At 39.5% G+C, this 19,173-nt stretch carries 18 protein-coding genes; 2 read left to right on the top strand and 16 right to left on the bottom strand.

The annotated features are described in order from the left end of the window. Positions 1-10: 10 nt before the first annotated feature. The 12 genes from ACZYT3_RS00845 to ACZYT3_RS00790 all read right to left on the bottom strand — a co-directional run bounded on the left by ACZYT3_RS00845 (position 11) and on the right by ACZYT3_RS00790 (position 11,843). Complete coding sequence (locus ACZYT3_RS00845) at positions 11-1,762, bottom strand: V-type ATP synthase subunit A (RefSeq protein WP_464087336.1); 1,752 nt, start codon at positions 1,760-1,762, stop codon at positions 11-13. 9 nt (positions 1,763-1,771) lie between these two features. Continuing rightward, a complete protein-coding gene (locus ACZYT3_RS00840) occupies positions 1,772-2,347 on the bottom strand; it encodes a V-type ATP synthase subunit E (protein WP_294563009.1) in 576 nt (191 codons plus the stop codon). Between the two features lie 11 nt (positions 2,348-2,358). Continuing rightward, entirely contained in the window at positions 2,359-2,667 is a 309-nt protein-coding gene (locus ACZYT3_RS00835) for a V-type ATP synthase subunit F (protein ID WP_464087335.1), read from the bottom strand. An 8-nt stretch (positions 2,668-2,675) separates the two neighbouring features. Beyond that, the gene (locus tag ACZYT3_RS00830; RefSeq protein WP_294563007.1) at positions 2,676-3,116 is read right to left on the bottom strand and encodes an ATP synthase subunit C; all 441 of its coding nucleotides are present in this window, start codon (positions 3,114-3,116) and stop codon (positions 2,676-2,678) included. 12 nt (positions 3,117-3,128) lie between these two features. Then, positions 3,129-5,042, bottom strand: a complete 1,914-nt coding sequence (locus tag ACZYT3_RS00825; protein WP_464087334.1) for a V-type ATP synthase subunit I — start codon at positions 5,040-5,042, stop codon at positions 3,129-3,131. 12 nt (positions 5,043-5,054) lie between these two features. Then, a complete protein-coding gene (locus ACZYT3_RS00820; RefSeq protein WP_294563005.1) occupies positions 5,055-6,083 on the bottom strand; it encodes a V0D/AC39 family V-type ATPase subunit in 1,029 nt (342 codons plus the stop codon). A 13-nt stretch (positions 6,084-6,096) separates the two neighbouring features. Next, positions 6,097-6,405, bottom strand: coding sequence for an ATP synthase subunit B family protein (locus tag ACZYT3_RS00815; protein ID WP_294563004.1), 309 nt, complete (start codon positions 6,403-6,405; stop codon positions 6,097-6,099). Between the two features lie 33 nt (positions 6,406-6,438). Then, entirely contained in the window at positions 6,439-7,386 is a 948-nt protein-coding gene (locus ACZYT3_RS00810) for an RluA family pseudouridine synthase (RefSeq protein ID WP_464087333.1), read from the bottom strand. Between the two features lie 72 nt (positions 7,387-7,458). Beyond that, on the bottom strand, positions 7,459-7,725 hold the full coding sequence (locus tag ACZYT3_RS00805; protein ID WP_294563002.1) for a hypothetical protein: 267 nt from the start codon (positions 7,723-7,725) through the stop codon (positions 7,459-7,461). A 55-nt stretch (positions 7,726-7,780) separates the two neighbouring features. After that, positions 7,781-8,989 carry a tRNA uracil 4-sulfurtransferase ThiI gene (thiI, locus tag ACZYT3_RS00800; RefSeq protein ID WP_294563001.1) on the bottom strand — a complete coding sequence of 403 codons (1,209 nt, stop codon included), beginning with the start codon at positions 8,987-8,989 and terminating at the stop codon, positions 7,781-7,783. Beyond that, positions 8,970-10,100: a cysteine desulfurase family protein gene (locus tag ACZYT3_RS00795; protein ID WP_464087332.1), complete on the bottom strand. Its 1,131-nt coding sequence runs from the start codon at positions 10,098-10,100 to the stop codon at positions 8,970-8,972. The genes thiI and ACZYT3_RS00795 overlap by 20 nt, the downstream gene beginning before the upstream one ends. A 3-nt stretch (positions 10,101-10,103) precedes the next feature. Next, positions 10,104-11,843 (bottom strand): septation ring formation regulator EzrA, encoded by a 1,740-nt coding sequence (locus ACZYT3_RS00790; protein WP_464087331.1) that lies wholly within the window; start codon positions 11,841-11,843, stop codon positions 10,104-10,106. Positions 11,844-12,195: 352 nt separating this feature from the next. On the opposite strand from ACZYT3_RS00790, the gene rpsD reads away from it, so the two are divergent. Continuing rightward, entirely contained in the window at positions 12,196-12,798 is a 603-nt protein-coding gene (gene rpsD, locus ACZYT3_RS00785; RefSeq protein ID WP_294562998.1) for a 30S ribosomal protein S4, read from the top strand. Between the two features lie 225 nt (positions 12,799-13,023). Next, entirely contained in the window at positions 13,024-13,338 is a 315-nt protein-coding gene (locus ACZYT3_RS00780; RefSeq protein WP_294562997.1) for a single-stranded DNA-binding protein, read from the top strand. 46 nt (positions 13,339-13,384) lie between these two features. Here ACZYT3_RS00780 and yfmH read toward each other — a convergent pair whose 3' ends face one another. Genes yfmH through pnp form a run of 4 tightly spaced genes read right to left on the bottom strand, consistent with a single transcriptional unit; the run spans position 13,385 to position 19,113 of the window. After that, positions 13,385-14,665, bottom strand: a complete 1,281-nt coding sequence (gene yfmH / locus ACZYT3_RS00775) for an EF-P 5-aminopentanol modification-associated protein YfmH (RefSeq protein WP_464087330.1) — start codon at positions 14,663-14,665, stop codon at positions 13,385-13,387. Next, positions 14,658-15,923 (bottom strand): EF-P 5-aminopentanol modification-associated protein YfmF, encoded by a 1,266-nt coding sequence (gene yfmF / locus ACZYT3_RS00770; RefSeq protein ID WP_464087329.1) that lies wholly within the window; start codon positions 15,921-15,923, stop codon positions 14,658-14,660. The genes yfmH and yfmF overlap by 8 nt, the downstream gene beginning before the upstream one ends. 54 nt (positions 15,924-15,977) lie before the next feature. Then, complete coding sequence (locus ACZYT3_RS00765) at positions 15,978-16,925, bottom strand: D-2-hydroxyacid dehydrogenase (protein ID WP_464087328.1); 948 nt, start codon at positions 16,923-16,925, stop codon at positions 15,978-15,980. A gap of 46 nt (positions 16,926-16,971) precedes the next feature. Beyond that, positions 16,972-19,113 carry a polyribonucleotide nucleotidyltransferase gene (gene pnp / locus ACZYT3_RS00760; RefSeq protein WP_294562993.1) on the bottom strand — a complete coding sequence of 714 codons (2,142 nt, stop codon included), beginning with the start codon at positions 19,111-19,113 and terminating at the stop codon, positions 16,972-16,974. Positions 19,114-19,173 lie beyond the last annotated feature (60 nt).

Below are 19,173 nucleotides of genomic sequence, written 5' to 3'. Positions count from 1 at the left end.
ATCCTCCTTTCTATTGAATGGATAAGATCTTTTCATCAATTTCCTTGATATAATCATCAAGAAGATGAAGATCATTATTCGGTACATCATATTTCATCTTTACGATTTTTTCAAATAAGCCCAATGAAAGAATCGTGCTGACCGGTATTCCCTTTTCCACACATTCCTTGCAACGCTTATTAAGATGCAGGATCACATCCATCATCTTCAATTGCTTATCCAAAGGTACATAGGTATCTTCCGGGTGGAAGGCATTCTGCTGCAGAAAGCCAACACGGATCAGCTTGGCGATTTCAATCGTACATTTCTGATCATCCGGCAAAACATCCGATCCGATCAGCTTCACGATTTCCATCAGCTTCGTTTCTTCATTTAAAATTTGCATGATTTCCTGTCGGTCCTTTAAAAAGCGTGGACTGACATGCTCGTTATAGTAATTTTCAAGATCGCTGATATATTCACTATAACTCTGATTCCAATTGACCGCTGCATAATGTCTTGCATAGGCCAATGCTTTATCCAATGCCCAGAAACAGCGTACGAAACGCTTCGTATTCTGTGTGACCGGTTCAGAAAAGTCAGCTCCCTGCGGCGATACGGCACCGATGATCGAAACAGATCCATTTTGACCATTCAGCGTTTCCATATAACCGGCACGTTCATAAAACTGCGAAATACGTGAAGGCAGATAAGCCGGGAATCCTTCTTCAGCCGGCATTTCTTCCAAACGTCCGCTGATCTCACGCAAGGCTTCAGCCCAACGGCTCGTTGAATCCGCCATAATAGCTACGTGATAACCCATATCACGATAATATTCAGCTAATGTAACACCTGTATAGATTGATGCTTCACGCGCTGCTACCGGCATGTTTGATGTATTGGCAATCAACACAGTTCGATCGGTCAACGGCTGTTTGCTCTTTGGATCGATCAATTCTCTAAATTCTTCCAATACCTGTGTCATCTCGTTACCACGTTCTCCACAGCCGACATATACGATAATATCTGCATCACACCATTTTGCAAGCTGATGCTGCATCATTGTCTTTCCTGTACCAAATCCCCCGGGAACAGCAGCCGTACCGCCTTTCGCAATTGGGAACAGCGTATCAACGACACGCTGACCAGTAATCAACGGAATTGATAAAGGAAGACGTTTTGCTACCGGACGAGGATCTTTGATCGGCCATTTCTGTGCCATCTTACATTCATGAATGACCCCGTTATCATCCTTTACCTTTATGATCGTGTCTTCGATCGTATAATCACCATCAGCAACACAATCAACAACCTCACCACTTAAATCAGGGTGGATCATACATTTATGAACGATCAGGTTCGTTTCAGGGGTCGTTGCGAAAATATCGCCGCCCTTTACCCGATCTCCTTTTTTAACACAAACCGTAACGGACCATTTCTTATGAACATCCAACGGTGCTACATGGCTGCCAGTCGGAATAAAGGCTCCGGCTTCAGCCTCGATCTGTTCAAGAGGACGTTCAATTCCGTCAAAGATATTTCTTAAAATTCCCGGACCTAATGTAACGCTGATCGGAGAGCCTGTGCCTTCTACCGGTTCTCCCGGCCGAAGACCTGTCGTAGATTCATATACCTGTATCGTCGTTTCCTTCTCACTGATGGAAATTACTTCTCCAACAAGCTGTGCATCTCCGACATAAACCATTTCCATCATGGAAAAATCCTTAGCATTTCTTACCTTAACTACCGGCCCGTTGATTGAATAAATTCTGTTTTCGCTCATATAGCCTCCTTACTGTAAGATCATCATGGAATGATCCTCAAACCAGACACGCTGATCTTTTAATGCACTGTCCAGCGTTTCATCCATGATCTGCTGATTCCATGTTTCAATTTTAAAGCCGCCGATTTCAATGTCACCCGCTAAAACTTCACAATCAAGCTTTTCCTTGAACATCTTCTCTAGCCTTAAATCTTCTTTTTTCACATATACGTTTACCTTTTGATCAAAGGCATACTTATCGATCTTTTTCTTCATATACTCAAGATAATCATCACTTGAACAGAACTCCAAAAGCTTCTCTTTGACTTCATCAAAAAGCTTTTGAGTATAAGCATTACGCTGCTGAATCAATGTCTTGGTCTTATCGCTTTGATATTGAGATATCATCTGTGACTTCTTCTGGCTCATTCTTCGCTTAGCGGCTTCTAAGTGGAGATCCGCTTCTTTTTTTGCCTCATCCATCACCTTTTTTTCTTCTCTTTCCCTGATTTCATCAGCCTCTTTTTGAATATGCTCAACCTCTGCATCCGCCTGCTTATTGATTTCCTCTTTCATGTAGAAAACGATTTTATCTAAATCATTCATCGTTTCACCTCTCATAGTTTTACCCCGATTGCACTTGAAACATACGCATCGATCGTTTCTCCGATTTTAGAATTTCCATATCGATCCGGTATTTCTACAATCAGCGGTTTCTGCTGCTTCAGTTTGATTTCAGAAATAATATCCGGACACATCGTGACCAGCTTGGTCGTTATCAAAATAATGGCAATGGATTCATCATGCATCTTTTCTTCCAATATTTCCAGAAAATCACGGCGTTCATGAACCACGACCCCTTCAATGCCAACCAGACGCAGGCCCATCTGTGTATCGATATTGTCGCTGATCAGAAAAAATTTCATAATTCGGCCTACAGCTTATTGATGATCAGAATAGAGATCAATACACCATAGATGGCAACACCTTCACCCAAAGCAACGAAGATCATCGCTTTACCGAAGTTCTTGTCATTTTCGCTGAAAGCTCCGATAGCAGCAGGAGCAGCAGCAGCTACGGCAATACCGGCACCAACACTTGAAAGACCGGTTGCCAATGCAGCAGCAAGGAAACCAAGACCCTGAGCCATTGTTCCGGTAATTGAATTGACAGCTGTTTCACCTTCCGCAAAAACACCCATACCATTCATCTGAAATAAAGAAAATCCGAGCAAACATACAAAGAAGCAAGCTACATGTGTATAAAGTCTATATTTTGCTTCCTTTTTACTTACCTTTCCTGTAAATACCTTTACAAGGGGTAAACAAATCATCACAACACATACTGCAGGTAATAAAATCTCTAATACGTTCATCTTTCTTTCCTCCTAATTTATTGCCTTAAAAACGATTCCGTCACCACTGAAGTAACGTGAGAACATTTCATAAAATTCAAGTCGCAGCACCTGGATACCTACGATCATGCCTTCAAGAACCATGACGAAGATATTTCCGAAAACACATACGATTGGAGCGGCGCCACCTGTAATCTCCATCAAAACCGAAACCACTAACATCATACCGGCGTGACTCAATACAAAGCCGCCAACACGCATATAAGACATCGTATTTGATAAGAATGTCAAAGCGATTTCCAAAAGCTCAAATACATTTGTCATCAAAAAGCCGCCGATCCCTTCAGGAAACAGCTTTTCATGATTCAAGGCTCTTTCCAAAGGCTCCTGCATAAAGATTACCAGCACAGGAATCACGATGATAAACAAAATGTAAACAGGCGTAAATATCTGCCAGCCGGCCAGCATCATACCGCCGATACCGCCAAGCAAACCTCCATAGAGAATAAATCCTGCTATTCCATTCTGGGAGAAAAGCATGGCTCCCCAATCTTTTTTATGTATATGGTTAGCAATATTTAACCCCATTGAACATAGAATCAAGATAGCTCCGATCACAATTGCACCGAGAATCAGCGTCATCGTGAAATCCGGTGCCAAGACCTCAAATGGCTTTTCTTCAAAGCCTAAAGCATGGAACATCGGATTCAAGATTTCTTCATTTCCGAATACACTGCCAAACATCAGTCCAAAAAAAGCTGAAAAAATTCCGATTCGCTCCATGATGGCACCCAGCTTCAATTTCATCTTGTGATAAGCAAAAGCACCCAAAATCGATACAACCAGTCCCTGACCTAAGTCTGCGAACATGATACCGAATAAAAGACAATATGTAATTGCGAAAAAAGGTGTCGGGTCGATTTCATCATAAGCCGGCATGCCATACATTTCCACAAACATCTCAAATGGCCGTACAAACCAGTTATTCTTCAATTTTGTCGGTGGCACCAAACGAGCATCCGAATAAGGATCGTTGAGCTCAATTTCAACCTTGTCATAATCCTTAAAGGCTTCTTTTAATGCTTCTTCCTTATCTTCAGGAATAAAACCACTGATCGAAGCACGCTGTCCATACACTACTACATATTTCTGTAATTCATAAGTTGATGACAAGCCCTTCAGGCTCAGCTCATAAACACTGAGCTCTTCCCGCTTTTGGGCCTTGAACCTTTCCATCTTCTCTTCTACATGAGCAATCAGCTTCTTATTTGATTCAATCTCTTCCCGAAGCGTTTCGACTGCCTCAGCAGGCTTTCCGTGTACAAAATCAGGAATGCGGATCCTTGAAAAATCAAGACTCGAGAAAATGTTGTCAACTTCTCCCTCATATAATAATGTTGTCATATACAGGATCCAAACCATCTTGTCATCTTCGCTTAATTTGATCCACAGATAAGGTCTGCTTCCGTATTTATTCAGACAATCCAGATTTTTCTTTGGCATTTTTCCAATTCTAAGCTTTAGATACGTACATTGAAATAAATGATCAAAGTTGATATCAAGATCCTGGACATTTAAAAGCTGTTCCAAAGCCAGCTTATCTTCATCAATGACCTTTTGAATATCTTTTTTCGCATTGACATACAGCTGGAATTCATTGCCCATCTCATCAAGCTCTTCATTGACCTGCTTTAGATCGATACGCATCAGCTGCTTCGCATCTTTATCTACCTGAAGCTGACAGCTTTCACATATCTCATGGATCTTTGCAAGCGTTTCTGAATAAGGATTCATCTGATTCAGTGTCTTAAGTCCGGAAACACGATCCACGATACGCTGTGCCAGCTCCGGATGGAAATAATCCAGGTCCTTGAATTTCAGCAGCACATTCTGGATATGATCGGCATCACTGATCAGATTGACTTCTTTCAATTTTTCAATTGCCATAATATCTCCCTTCTAAAATATACAGGTTTTTTCTATCTGTTCTTCATTCATTCCATAACGTACACCTTCTACGATATTCACCAGATTCATGATTTCGATCTGATGCAGAATGATATAAGTCATGAACACCAAAGGCGGACTGCTTGAGAATCGCATAATCCTTTTTGAAAGGTTATATTTGATCTTCTCAGCATAATATTCAATATAAATATATTCTTTTTCATCCATATAAAGATGATACTTGCTTTTCGCTAACAATGCTAATACTTCTTCACCGCTTTGCGCATGAATCAGATCATCGATCATCTTTTTATTCATTCTGAAATGCGAAAAATCCACATATTTAAGAATGCTTTCAGCACTTGAATGATAATATTTCTTCAAGCGGTAGATCTTACTGATGACCTTCAGCTCAATAGCACTCAAATATATCGTTAAAGCATCTTTTTTATCCTTTCCTTTCAGATATTTTTCAATATCAGCAAGAATCATATCATCATAAAGCTGATCGATTTCTTTTTCCAAAGAAACATAATCAACAGCACTGCCATCCTTTGGACGGTATTTCAAAACGGTCTTATAATAAGGCGTTCGGATAATTGCCTGAAGAACATCATCATAACTCTTAGCTTCTTCCAGCAGATTTTGATCAAAGCAAACATCTTTATAATGAAATTTATCTAATGTAAACATTTCACCATATAAGGAAGAAGTTACTTGTTTGATTTTTGTCAGGATCCTGTGGATTTCAATTTTCCGCAGTGTTGCTTTATAGAAAGAACGTTCTTTGATCGGCGCATAAGACGCCAGACGAAGCTCTTTATAATAAAGATCTCGATTCAGCAATGTTTCCAGCTGTCCGCGATGAATATCATTTTCTTTTACATCCTTCAATGCATAAGCATAATCTGTTTCATTCTTCAGATAGGAAGCAACTTCACCTACTGTACTTTTCTTTAAAAGTGCATGGTAATCTTCATCCTTCAGCCTCTTTGCGTACATCGCCTTTGCTTTAGACGCTATTGCATTACTACTTCCCATAACGACTTCCTTTCTAACTCAAAACGTTATCAACGATCTGCTTTACCCATTCATCTTTATGAGCTTCAAACTGTTCGTTCAGTTTTTTTAATCCTTCCTCTTTTTCATCATTGCACTGTTTTTTAACCTGTGCTACTTCTTCATCCATTTCTTTTTGAAGCTGGTTCATCTGATTTTTTTCATCTTCCATGAACTGCTGATATATCCTTTGGCTTTTAGAAGATACTTCGCTTGTAATATCTAAAAGCGCACGTCTGGCATTTTCTACTTTTTCTCTGGCTTTTCTATCTTCATTTACAACCTCTTCAATATGTTTTTCCATACACATCTTCTCCTAACTCGACATATTATACTCCTAATCAATTTCAACTTCAACATTTTCAATACTTTTATATTTCTGAATTATGAAATTATTTTTTTGAACGATTTTAATAGCATTGAGATATTCAAAATCCGGCTGATCCGTATGAAAGGTAAGCTTATAAGCATATAATGCCTGATGCTTCATGATCTGCTTGCCATGATACTTGACATCACCGATCAAAGGATGATGGAGATGAGCCAGTTGAGCTCTTATTTGATGAGATTTTCCACTGATCAGATCAACATCCAACAACGAATATTTTTTCCCCTGATGCAAAGTTTGGACAGCCAGAGATACCTCAGCACAATTATTTTTAGGTTCATCAAAAATCAAAGCCATATTCCTTTTTTCATCTTTCATATAATAATGCTTATACAAACCGTCACGAATCTTTCCTTCAATGATGCAAAGATAATGCTTCTCAACCTGATGCGTACGGATCATTTCATTCATGATCCGAAGACTTTTCGCATTCTTACAGGCAATGATAAGGCCTCCGGTATTCTGATCAAGACGATTTGCAAACGCCGGTCTAAAGCTATTCTCATTTTGTGGATCGTATTGATGGGTATCAATCAGATATTTCATTACCTGATCGATCAGCGTATCCCCCTGAAATTTCCGGCTGCTGTGAACGATGACCCCTTGCTGCTTATCCAAAATTAGAAAATGCTTGTCTTCGTAAACGATGCCTTGCAGCTTTGATGCCTTTGAAACATCTATTTTCTCATCAGCAAAAAAATCTTCATTGATGAACATCTGGATCCTATCGCCTTTTTGAAGCATAGCGTTCGGCTCGCTCCTTTTACGGTTTACCTTGATCTTCTTTTGACGTATCAGCCGATACATCAGACTCTTCGGCATCTTCCTGCATGTTTTTTGAATATATTTGTCTAAACGCTGATCAGCGTCATTTTCATTGATCAGAAATTCTCTCATAGCATCACTCCCCTAACAATTATATCAGTTACGAAAAAAAAAGCCAGACATCAAATGACATCTGGCACTTCCTTATTTAAACTGGTTTTTATTGGTACTGAAGTTATTGTTCTTACGTTTCTGATTGTTATTGCTGTTAAGCTTATCTTTGCAATATTCATTCTTAAACATCGTCTTTTCCTGCTCGATATCAGCTCCCAGTTCATTTCCCATCTCAAACTGGAACAGATTATTCTGCTGTTGTTTGTCCAGAGAATTGTTCTGTTTATTCTGGCTGTTCTGATTCAGGCGGTTTTTGTTCTGACTATTCTGTTTTTTGTTGTTTTGATTGTTCTGCATTTTTTCTCACCTCTACTAATAGAGTGAGTGCTTTTAGAACTCATATACCCAGTTTTTAAAAAATATTTTCATCAACATCTTTTGTCGGATAAACATCCACCGTTTCGACTTTTTCTAATGCTTCTTCAAGTAATGCTTCATAATCAAAGCGGCCTTCAAGCTTTTCACATTTTTTGATGGTTGGTTTTGTCACGGGATTTTTCGGTGTAAAAATCGTACAGCAATCTTCAAAAGGCAGGATGCTTGTTTCATAAGTATCGATCTTTGTTGCCAGATCAATGATTTCCAGCTTATCCATCGCTACACAAGGACGAATTACCGGAATTTTGACAACCTCATTGATAGCTCCCATAGAATCAAGCGTCTGACTTGCCACCTGTCCGATGCTTTCCCCATTCACGATTGCTTTACAGTTTTGTTTTTCACTGAGCCTTTCTGCCAAACGATACATCATACGACGCATGATCGTAATTGCATAGCTTTCATCACAGTTTTTATAAATGGCAAGCTGAATATCCGTAAACGGTACGATATGCAAACGGATATGGCCTTGATAACGACTTACGATACGCGCCAGATCCAACACCTTCTGGCGAGCCTGTGAGGAAGTATAAGGCGGTGAAGCATAATGAATACATTCCACATGAATGCCTCGTTTCATCATCAGATAGGCAGCAACCGGTGAATCAATGCCTCCCGAAAGCATGACCATTGCCTTACCGCCGATACCGACCGGATAGCCGCCTGCCCCCTTGATCTTATTTGGCATGATATAAGTATCAAACTGTCGTACTTCTACCATCAGCAAAAGCTGAGGCTGATGAACATCGACCTTCATATCCGTATTTTTTAGTATTTCAGAAGCCATTGCGCGATTAATTTCATCTGAAATATACGGAAAAGGCTTATAATGACGTCTGGCTTGTATCTTAAAGGTTTTCGCCTGTGACTGCTTAGCTACTTCCAAGCCCGTCTTGACCATATCTTCCAATTCACTATTGATCTTTATCGCATAACTAAACGAGCTGATACCAAATACCTGACGAAGATATACGGCAACCTCATCAGGATCTGTACCATTCAGCATGATATATATGCGATCATAGCTTTTCTCATAGGTCAGTTTATCAAAGGCCCGCAAAGCATTCTTAATGTTCACGAAAAGCTTTTTGATAAAATCATTTTTATTTTTACCCTTGGTTGATAATTCACCATAACGTACAAGAATATGATCCACAACCAATTTATTTGATTCGATACTCATGTAAGATCTCCTTTAAATTTCTAATAAATTCATGTACTTCTTCCTCCGTGTTCAAATAAGAAAAAGAAATACGTATTGCCTGTGAGGCTCTTTTCTGATCGATCCCCATCGCTAAAAGAACCGGGCTGACACTTCGGGTCTTGCTGTGACAAGTGCTTTGCGCCGATACATAAATCTGTCTTTCATTCAAAGCATTCAACATGATCTCACTTGTCATGCAGGTGCAGGAAAAATTCAAAATATACGGTGAAGCATCCTCAGGCGAATTGATAACAATGTCATCCATCCGATTCAATTCTCTTCTTAATAAGTCATTCAAGACGGCCACCTTCTGACGATGCTCTTCCATCTTTTCTAAGGCAAGGCGAAGCGTCTTGGCCAACACGATGTTACACGGATGATTGCTTGTTCCACCGCGCAGTCCTTCTTCCTGCTGACCGCCATTGATCAGCGGCAAAAGCTGAATAGGTGCTTTTTTATAAAGAAATCCGCTGCCCTTGCAGCCATAAATCTTATGCGCTGAAAAACTGGCTGCGTCCAGGCATTCCATAGGAATTTCCATCTTAGCCAGTGACTGTGTACAGTCACTGTGAAAAAATGCATGCGAATATGTCTTAACGATCTTTGAAAGAGCTTTTAGATCATTGACAGAACCTACTTCATTATTGATTGACATGATCGATACAAGAATCGTATCCGGACGCAGCGCTTGTCTTAATTGCTCACATTCAACGACTCCCTTTGAATTAACAGGCAGATAAGTCACTTCAAATCCGAAAAATTCTTCCAGCTGCTTAAAAGCTCCCATCACTGAAGAATGTTCAACTGCTGAAGTAATCAGATGCTTTCCCTTATGCTGATAAGCAAAGCTGATACCCTTGATCAGCATATTGTTGCTTTCACTCGCACCGCTGGTAAAAAAGATCTCATCATCTTTTACCTTCAGCATATTGGCAATCTGTTCCCGGCTTTGCTCCATCAGTGATGAGCTTTTCAATGCGTAATCATAAAGCGCATCACTATTCGCAAAATAATTCTCCAAAATATATACATATGTCTTCAACACCTCTGGATGCAGAGGTGTTGTTGATGCACTATCTAAAAAAATCATAGCTTAAACTCCCTGAGATTTTCTCAAAAGCTTTTCATAAGAACCGGGATGTATCTTTTCAATAGCCGAGATGGCTATCTTTAAAGCCTTCGTATATTGTCCGTTTCTGAAACAAAGCTCGGCTCTTGTCAGTTCACTATCGATCTCGGCATTGCTGGAACGATAACGGTTACCAAAGACGATCGTATTTTCAACCATAGTAGCCATACCCACCAGATTATTTACTGAATTATACAATGTATAGACAAAATCAATCGATTCCTTGATCTTTACATTCAACGCATCAATATCCAACGGTGAAACATTTAAAATATGTTCAATATCCGCTACCATCATTTCAGCCTTATGATAGTCATCTGAATAAGTCATAGAAACACTTGGCAAACGCTTCTTATTCATCTTGACGTGGATCTCATTAAGAATCAGCTGAAGCTTCAAAAGCTGCTTCTGTGCACGTATTTCATCACTGCAGGCACTTTCCAGCTGCTCCTTGAGCTTTTCAAATCGATCGCATACCTCATTGGTATCTGCACTCAGATCCTTATAGGTCAGCAACAATGTCGTTGCCGGAATCGTTTTTTCCAGCATGCATCCCTTTAATGTTTCACGATCCGCAAAAAGCTTTTTCACTTCCTGATCGATCATATCAAGCTGTGCAGTCATATCGTTAAGATCGAACCGATCCTTTTTCTTTTCATAAAGCTCACGTAACATCAAACGCTGCTTTTCTAAATGATCGATCTGATCATATAAAAACTGCACATTGCCTTTTAATTCATCATAGGCTTTTTCTTCATGTACGACCTGTTCTTTCAGTTGTGTAAGACGCTTGCGGCTTTCCAAAAGCGAATCCATGATACCATCGACCCTGCCCTCTGAAAGCTGATTTAAATCATCCTTTAACGTACCTGAAATGATTTCCAGATTCTTGCTGACTTCCAGATGCTCCAGATAAACACCTTTATTGCGGGCCTGTGAATATACATAGCTCGTTTCATCGATGGCCTTTGGCAATGTGAGCTTGGCTTCCTCATACAACGCCGGATATTCCTTCATCAGCAGTTCCAGCTCATCGATCGCTTCACTGATTTCTTCCTGCTGCTTAGCTGCCTTAGAAAATTCGCTGGCATACATCCATTCTTCAAATGTTGAAAACATCTTTTCGATCGTCAATACACGGTCTTCCAATACCTCGATGCCGCTGTTATAGATTTCCCGGTTGCTGGCAATGACACCCTTATTCACACGGAAACGATTTTGCAGACGAATAATCTGTTCACGCTGTGTCGACTGCTGTTCCAAGATAGAATCCAATACCGCATTTAATGTATTGGCTTCAGCTTCACATCCGTGAAGCTTTTCAATGAGGTTGATCAGCTGCACCTTGGCTGCCTTTGTTTTATGTACATAAATCAAATCATCGATTTCACCTAATTCACTGCTGCACTCCTTCAGACATTCCTGAACGCTTTCAAACTGTGCCTGTGATTTTTCCACAGCTTCTTTAATGCTTGTATTTACCCTTGCCAGTGATTCTGCTTTATTCATTTTAAAAGGTAAAGAAATGCTTTTTATGGATGTATAAAGCGTTTCCGCCTCATCCTGCATCGCTTTTACCTTTTTTCTGGACAAAGCTGTTATCAAAATGATCAATACCAGCAATGCAATACAAACACCTATGACAATAAACAGCATTGAATTACTGCCTGTAAACTGATTTAAAAATTCTCTTATCTGATCCATATCATTCCACCTACTTACTGTATTATTGTATCATAATTTTGAACCCTTGAATCATTAATCTTCATCTTTTTAGATCATTCATTTCATTTTGCCCGCTGAACATATCCCAAAAGTGCAAAAAAGTCCCATTTTTAGGTAAATTATATTTGACTTACCCGATATTATCTGATATCATTATTAAGCGTCAAAATGATGGCAGCAAGCAAAGTCTGACTATCCGCGTCAATGACCAAAGAGTGATTCAAGTAGCACGGCTGCATTGGTGAAAGAATCGAATATTGACACACAGGCAGATGATTTGCATCTGTTATTGTTTTATGCAAACCATAAAACAATTATAGGAGGAAAAATTATGGCAAGAATTACAGGACCTGTTTGGAAGAAATCTCGTCGTTTAGGATTTTCTGTTTTGGAAACAGGCGAAGAATTGACAAAGAGAAATTATGCACCTGGTCAGCACGGACCAACAAAAAGAGTCAAGCTGACAAACTACGGATTGCAGCTGAGAGAAAAACAGCGCATCAGATACATGTATGGCGTTAACGAAAAGCAGTTCCACAACACTTTCGTAAAAGCCAGCAAGATGAAGGGTGTCAAAGGTGACAACTTCTTATTCATGCTTGAATCAAGACTTGACAACCTGGTTTACAGAATGGGCTTTGCAAGAACCCGCAGAGCTGCAAGACAGTTAGTTAACCACGGACACATCTTGGTTGACGGCAAGCGTATAGATATTCCTTCATGCCTGATCAAACCAGGACAGACAATTTCTGTCAAGGAATCGATGATGAACAACAGCGCTATCAACGAAGCTTTGGAAGCTACATTGAACACAGTTGCTTTCGTAACCGTTGATAAGGAAGCTAAAAAAGGTGTCTATGCACGTTATCCTGAACGCAGTGAATTGAATCAGGAAATCAATGAAGCCTTAGTTGTTGAATTCTACAACAGATAATCTTAAGCCCCACACGGGGCTTTTTTTATGTCATATTTTATTGTATAAAGTCTGTATTTCTCTCAATCAGATAAATTTTACTGAATTTGTCTATATCATTAATAATTGAAACAAATATTACCTGCTGCCTCTTTTTTTCAAACTAATAATTATATTTGGACAAATATGCCTTTTTGACGAAAGAAGCTCTTTATTATATCCTATGTCCGAAAAGGAGGTCAATTTATGATCAATACATTTATCGTAGAAGGAAAGCTGAAAGAAATAAGCGAAATCAGAGAAACGGATAAAGGCATCAAATTTTCACGGGTCACTCTTGATGTTGAACGTAATTTTCGCAACAGTGAAGGTTTTTATGACGAAGACACGATCGAAGTGGAACTGTGGAGAGGCATAGCGGAAATCTGCTATGAAAATTCAAAGGAAGGAGATATGCTCAGCATTCAGGGACGGATTCAATCTTCAAAGCTGAAGACAAATGAAGGCAAACCATTTCTCGCATATAAATTTGTTGCTGAAAAAGTATCGTTTCTTTCATAAGCAGGCGAAGCGATTCAAAAGAATCGCTATTATAAAAAAAGAGGCCTTAGCCTCTAAATGGTAGACATTCAATAAATGAGAAATGACTTAGATCCAGTTTATCCATCACTTTCTGAACTTCTTCCAAGGTTACATTCTCTATTAAATCATAAATTTCAAAGTAAGAAAGCTGATTGAAATAGTTACGGATATAAGTAATGGCAATACCTTCAAAATCATTCAATTCCCGGATATTTTCACCATAATATCTTCGCTTCAGCTGATCGAATACCTCTTTCTTCAAAGGCGTATTCTTCATCCTGTTCAACTGGTCAAAAACCAATTGCTTAAATTCTTCTGTTTTATCTGTTTCACTGTAAAGCATGCAGTAACCGTAATCTTCGCCATAATCAAACTCATATCCAAAGAAATCGTTGATAATTTTCTGATCCAGCCATTTCTGATATTCATCATTGATGGACGAGAACCATGCATCAAAATAAAAACGCAGATAAATTTCTGTCCGACAGCGTTCTTTCGGATCAGCAATGCCATCTAATTTAAAAGCAAGATTGACTTTTGGTCGATTGATATCCATTTCAAATGAAACATGGTCTTTGACCACTTCTTTGGGTTCATGAACATATTTACGTTTTGCGGTATTGATGCTGGCGAATTTCTTCTTAGACTGATTTTCTTCGATGATCTTCATGACCTCTTCAGGATCTTTGCCGGTTACTACAACACAAATCATTGAATGTGGATGATAATTGTTGTTAAAACAACGCTTTAATTCATCCAAAGTGGTTTCCGTAACGCTTTGGATCGTACCTCCGACATCATTTTTTAGAGGATGCTCATGATAAAGTGCCGCAAAGCTCTCCCTGACAAGACGGAAATCACTCATCTGCTGATACATATTCAATTCCTGAATGATGATTCCCTTCTCTTTTTCAACACTTTTTTCATTGATGTCAAGGCTTTGGGTAAAATCAAGAAGCAGATTAAGAGGCTCCTTCAAATCATGACTTGTTTGAAAATAATAACAGGTCATATCATATGTTGTAGTTGCATTCACATTTGCACCCATCCTAGAAAAATCTTCCATAACATCACGATGCCGGGATTCAAACATCTTATGTTCAAGAAAATGAGCAACGCCTGAATGATATTCAAACTCATTGCCTTTTGAATCTATTTGCGATACATCAAAAGCTCCCATGGGCGTTGCCATGATCGCAAAGCTTTTTTCATAGCCTTCCTTATGCCAGATAACTACCTTTAACCCATTATCTAATGTTGTTTCGTAATAACATTCCTGATATTTATTTGATACAACCTTATTCATAAGCCTTCTCCTTTGAAGCACATATAAAAGTGGCAACGTGCGTCATCTTCTGAAACACCTTGACTACATCATCTTTGGTAACAGCAGATACTGCTTGAATATTTTCTTCGATCGGATATTTGCGTTTTAATATGGAATTTCCCAACTGATAACCGATGATGCTGCTCATCTCATCAAGCGAATTCATCAATGCCCCGACCAGCATCTTTTTAGTAGTTTCAAGAAGCTCATCACTGATATCTCCCTGCTTACAGCGTTGGATCTGTTCTTGGATCAGACGCAACGTCTTATCTATATTTTCTTCCTCAATACCTGTCGAGATCAGACAGGCACCATCATAAGAAATAAGATTGGAGGATATGGAATAACATAGTGAATTTTGTTCACGGACGACCTGGAAAAGATAACTGCTTGGCAGTTGACCTAAGATGCCATTCGCAACTTTCAATGCCGGATAATCAGCATCCTTTACCGTTACATTTGTCGCATAGACCATTGCGATATTTGTCTGCGGCTGATTTTTCTCTTCCCTGCTTATTCCACACTCCTGTGATTTTAAAAGATAATAAGTTTCATAACAAGCTTTTCTATCACTAAAACTTAACTTTTGTGTAATCAGCTTGACAAAAGCATTTTCATCAAGATCACCACAGACAATAATTTCAATCTGATCCTCTTTCATCATTGAATGATAACAAGAAACCATATCTTCCGCTTGGAGTTGTTCAAGAAGTTCTTTGCTTCCTCTCACCCGAATACTGAGCGGCTGATCCTTACCTGCTATCTCAAATGCTTTCATGATCGTATAGCTTTGAGCATCATCTTCTTTACGTTTGATTTTCGACATCAAGATATTTTTATTTTCCTGAAACAGATCAGCATCAAAGCTTTCATGCTTCATCAGCGGCTGAAATAAAATATCGCTGATAAAATTTAACCAGTCATTTAAAATATTGTGATTTTCATGAATATAGAGCGGATTGATGATTTTACTGCGAATCTCTACGCAATGAGCTTTTCCATATGTAACGGTACGGCTTCCTAATGTACAGCCATATAAATGATCACAAACCTCATTCATCTTTTTCTTGGTATCATAGCGGGCACATCGATCTACCAGCATCATTGCCAGCAGCGATCTCTCTGTTGCTTTTTTTTCTTCATTTTTATTGATAAAATTGATAGATATACAGATGTCCTTGAATTTTTTGCTTTGAATATAATTCAAGGTAACACCTTCGGCAATCGTTTTGATCATAAAATTCCTCCCCTACTAGTATAAACATCCTATATACTTTAACACAATATTCAATCAATTTACATCTATTCGATAACCCGTATCCAAATCCACCTGATTTAGACACGGACGATTTTCGCTGATTCGTTCAACATTTTCAATACATAGCTGAATAAATCTTTCTCTTGTGCTTTTCCATATGAAGCCACCGGCACTATGAGGAGTGATCATCACTTTATCATTTCTCCATAATGGATCATCAGCAGGAAGCGGCTCCGGGTCAGTCACATCCAGTCCAACCCCGCCAAGATGATATGGCAAAATTTCAACAAGATCATCATGAACAATGGCACTTCCTCTTCCTACATTGATCAGGATGGCATCTTTTTTCATCTTAAGCAGCTTTTCTTTATTGAAAAGTGAAGATGTTTCTTCTGTTTGCGGCAGACAGAGAATGACCGCATCCATATCGCCTAATACATCATCCAGCTGGTCGATTGTTTTTATTTCATCAAAATATTTTAAAGCGGCTGTCTTTCTTCGCTTGATGCCGGTGATATGACAGTCAAAGGCTTGCAGCCTTTTAGCAGTCTGAGTACCCAGATCACCACAGCCCACAATAGCAATTTGTGAATGATAGATTTCTTTGCCCTGATGCAGATTCTTCCATAATCCCTGATCCATTTGATGTACATAGGTCGGTATATTTTTAGAAAGAGCTAAAAGCAGTGCCAAAACGTGTTCACTAAGCGGAATGCCATAGCAGCCGCTGGCATTGCAAAGAACCGTATCCGGATGTATTCGGTTTACAAATGTATCACTTCCAGCACTTCTTAGCTGAATCAGCTTAAGATGTTTTTTCTTGATATCTAAATCAGGTGTCGGATTTCCCAAAATGATCTGGGCATCATCAATATCTTCCTGAGATAATTTCCGAACAAATTTTAAATGATGCTTTGATAGTCCCTTTGCTAATAATTCCCGTTCTGATCCGTTCAATCGATCTTGTATTACTATTTTCATACTTTCTCCTTTGAAAAGAGATTTGCGCTAAACGCAAATCTCATGATTACTCAGCAGCTTCCTTATTCACCTTTTTAGGCTTTGGTTTCTCAAGCAAGGCTTTGCGAGATACATTGACTTTTCCTTTATCATCGATCTCCATGACCTTGACTCTCACAATATCGCCGAGCTTCAAGACATCCTCAGGCTTTTCAACTCGTTCATGAGCAATCTTGGAAACATGAAGCAATCCGTCACATCCCGGGAACAATTCCACAAAAGCACCGAATTTTTCAAGACGCACGACTTTCGCATCATAAATTTCCCCTACTTTTGCTTCACGCACGATATTGCTGATCATATCTGCAGCCTTTTTGATCGGTTCGAGATCCGTATGATAAATCACAACATGTCCAAAATCATCAATATCGATCTTCACATCATCACAAGCAGCGATGATCTGATTGATCATCTTTCCGCTAGGACCTATGACATCACGAATCTTTTCAGGTGAGATCGTCATCTGATAGATCTTTGGTGCATACTTGCTTACTTCTTTACGTGGCTCACTGATTGCTCCCATCATGTTTTCCATGATCTGCTCACGACCCTTATGTGCCTGAGCCAAAGCTTCCGTCAATATCTCACGGGTGATTCCATCAATTTTGATATCCATCTGCAAAGCAGTAATGCCGTTTTTAGTACCGGCAACCTTGAAATCCATATCTCCGTAATGATCTTCCATACCTTGGATATCTGTTAGGATCGTATAGTTTTCTTTTTCCTTCACAAGTCCCATCGCAATACCGGCCACCGGTGCTTTTATAGGAACACCTGCAGCCATGAGAGCCATTGTACCGGCACAGATCGATGCCTGTGAACTTGAACCGTTGGATTCCAATACCTCTGCAACCACACGAATCGTATATGGGAATTCTTCCAGCGAAGGCAGAACCTGACTCAATGCCTTTTCACCTAAAGCACCATGCCCGATTTCTCGTCTTCCCGGAGACCCCATACGTCCTACTTCACCAACAGAATATGGCGGGAAGTTATAGTGATGCATGAAACGTTTCGTTTCGATTTCTGTAAGATCATCAACGATTTGATTATCATTGACAGGTCCTAAGGTACATACAGAAAGTACCTGTGTTTCACCTCTTGTAAACAAAGCACTGCCATGAGCACGAGGCAGAAGATCCACTTGAGAATTCAAAGGACGTACTTCATCGATCTTTCTGCCATCAGGTCTTATTTTATCGACGGTGATCAAACGACGAACCTCTTCTACGACGATATTGTGACAGATTTCATGAACCTGCTTCAATACCTGATTCTTTTCTTTTTCATCTGCATATTCTTTTGCTTCATAAAGCGCAACGGTTTCAGCTTCCAGATCATCGATCTTTCCATAACGCTCTAATTTTTCATGAATACGTACAGCTTCTACCATACGGTCCTGTACATAATCACGAACCTCACGATTCAAATCTTCATCAATACCATACAAAACTACCTCACGTTTTTCCTTACCGCAGTCACGTATGATTTCTTTCTGGAACTGACAAAGCTTTTTAATGTATTCATGTCCAAACATGATGGCTTCGACCATTTCATCTTCACTGACTTCGCTGGCACTGCTTTCCACCATGTTAATCGCTTCTGAAGTACCTGCTACCGCTAATAAGATACGGCTTTTTTCAATTTCTTTAACTGTTGGATTAATAATATATTCACCATCTACATAACCAACATATACACCGGCAATCGGTCCGTTGAAAGGAATATCGCTGATGCACAATGCCAAAGAAGCTCCGAACATTGCCGTCATCTCCGGTGTTACATCGGTATCGACAGATAATACTGTATTTACGACCTGAACCTCATTTCTGAAGCCTTCTGCGAACAGCGGACGAATCGGACGGTCAATCATACGAGCCGTCAAAGTAGCATGTTCGCTTGGACGCCCTTCTCTTCTTAAAAAACCCCCAGGGATCTTTCCAACGGAATAAAGTTTTTCCTCAAACGTAACAGTTAACGGAAAAAAATCAATTCCCTCCTTGGGTTGTTTGCTGGCAGTTGCTGTTGACAAAACAACTGTATCATCATAACGTACTAAAACAGATCCTCCTGCCTGCTTTGCAAGCTCGCCTGTTTCAACTGTGATCACCCGACCACAGAAATCTAAACTATATGTATGTTTAGCCATTCTTTCACCTCTATTTTCCTTGTCTATCTTATCATATTTTTATCATATTTGAAACAATAA

The organism is Traorella sp. mt218 (assembly GCF_055420025.1).
Note: the sequence above shows the minus strand (reverse complement) of the source record. Positions and strands in the feature narration are given on the sequence as shown.

What these genes read in the sequence shown, in the direction of transcription:
- ACZYT3_RS00845 (WP_464087336.1), bottom strand. Translation starts at nt 1,762, where the DNA reads ATGAGCGAAAACAGAATTTATTCAATCAACGGGCCGGTAGTTAAGGTA.
- ACZYT3_RS00840 (WP_294563009.1), bottom strand. Translation starts at nt 2,347, where the DNA reads ATGAATGATTTAGATAAAATCGTTTTCTACATGAAAGAGGAAATCAAT.
- ACZYT3_RS00835 (WP_464087335.1), bottom strand. Translation starts at nt 2,667, where the DNA reads ATGAAATTTTTTCTGATCAGCGACAATATCGATACACAGATGGGCCTG.
- ACZYT3_RS00830 (WP_294563007.1), bottom strand. Translation starts at nt 3,116, where the DNA reads ATGAACGTATTAGAGATTTTATTACCTGCAGTATGTGTTGTGATGATT.
- ACZYT3_RS00825 (WP_464087334.1), bottom strand. Translation starts at nt 5,042, where the DNA reads ATGGCAATTGAAAAATTGAAAGAAGTCAATCTGATCAGTGATGCCGAT.
- ACZYT3_RS00820 (WP_294563005.1), bottom strand. Translation starts at nt 6,083, where the DNA reads ATGGGAAGTAGTAATGCAATAGCGTCTAAAGCAAAGGCGATGTACGCA.
- ACZYT3_RS00815 (WP_294563004.1), bottom strand. Translation starts at nt 6,405, where the DNA reads ATGGAAAAACATATTGAAGAGGTTGTAAATGAAGATAGAAAAGCCAGA.
- ACZYT3_RS00810 (WP_464087333.1), bottom strand. Translation starts at nt 7,386, where the DNA reads ATGAGAGAATTTCTGATCAATGAAAATGACGCTGATCAGCGTTTAGAC.
- ACZYT3_RS00805 (WP_294563002.1), bottom strand. Translation starts at nt 7,725, where the DNA reads ATGCAGAACAATCAAAACAACAAAAAACAGAATAGTCAGAACAAAAAC.
- thiI (WP_294563001.1), bottom strand. Translation starts at nt 8,989, where the DNA reads ATGAGTATCGAATCAAATAAATTGGTTGTGGATCATATTCTTGTACGT.
- ACZYT3_RS00795 (WP_464087332.1), bottom strand. Translation starts at nt 10,100, where the DNA reads ATGATTTTTTTAGATAGTGCATCAACAACACCTCTGCATCCAGAGGTG.
- ACZYT3_RS00790 (WP_464087331.1), bottom strand. Translation starts at nt 11,843, where the DNA reads ATGGATCAGATAAGAGAATTTTTAAATCAGTTTACAGGCAGTAATTCA.
- rpsD (WP_294562998.1), top strand. Translation starts at nt 12,196, where the DNA reads ATGGCAAGAATTACAGGACCTGTTTGGAAGAAATCTCGTCGTTTAGGA.
- ACZYT3_RS00780 (WP_294562997.1), top strand. Translation starts at nt 13,024, where the DNA reads ATGATCAATACATTTATCGTAGAAGGAAAGCTGAAAGAAATAAGCGAA.
- yfmH (WP_464087330.1), bottom strand. Translation starts at nt 14,665, where the DNA reads ATGAATAAGGTTGTATCAAATAAATATCAGGAATGTTATTACGAAACA.
- yfmF (WP_464087329.1), bottom strand. Translation starts at nt 15,923, where the DNA reads ATGATCAAAACGATTGCCGAAGGTGTTACCTTGAATTATATTCAAAGC.
- ACZYT3_RS00765 (WP_464087328.1), bottom strand. Translation starts at nt 16,925, where the DNA reads ATGAAAATAGTAATACAAGATCGATTGAACGGATCAGAACGGGAATTA.
- pnp (WP_294562993.1), bottom strand. Translation starts at nt 19,113, where the DNA reads ATGGCTAAACATACATATAGTTTAGATTTCTGTGGTCGGGTGATCACA.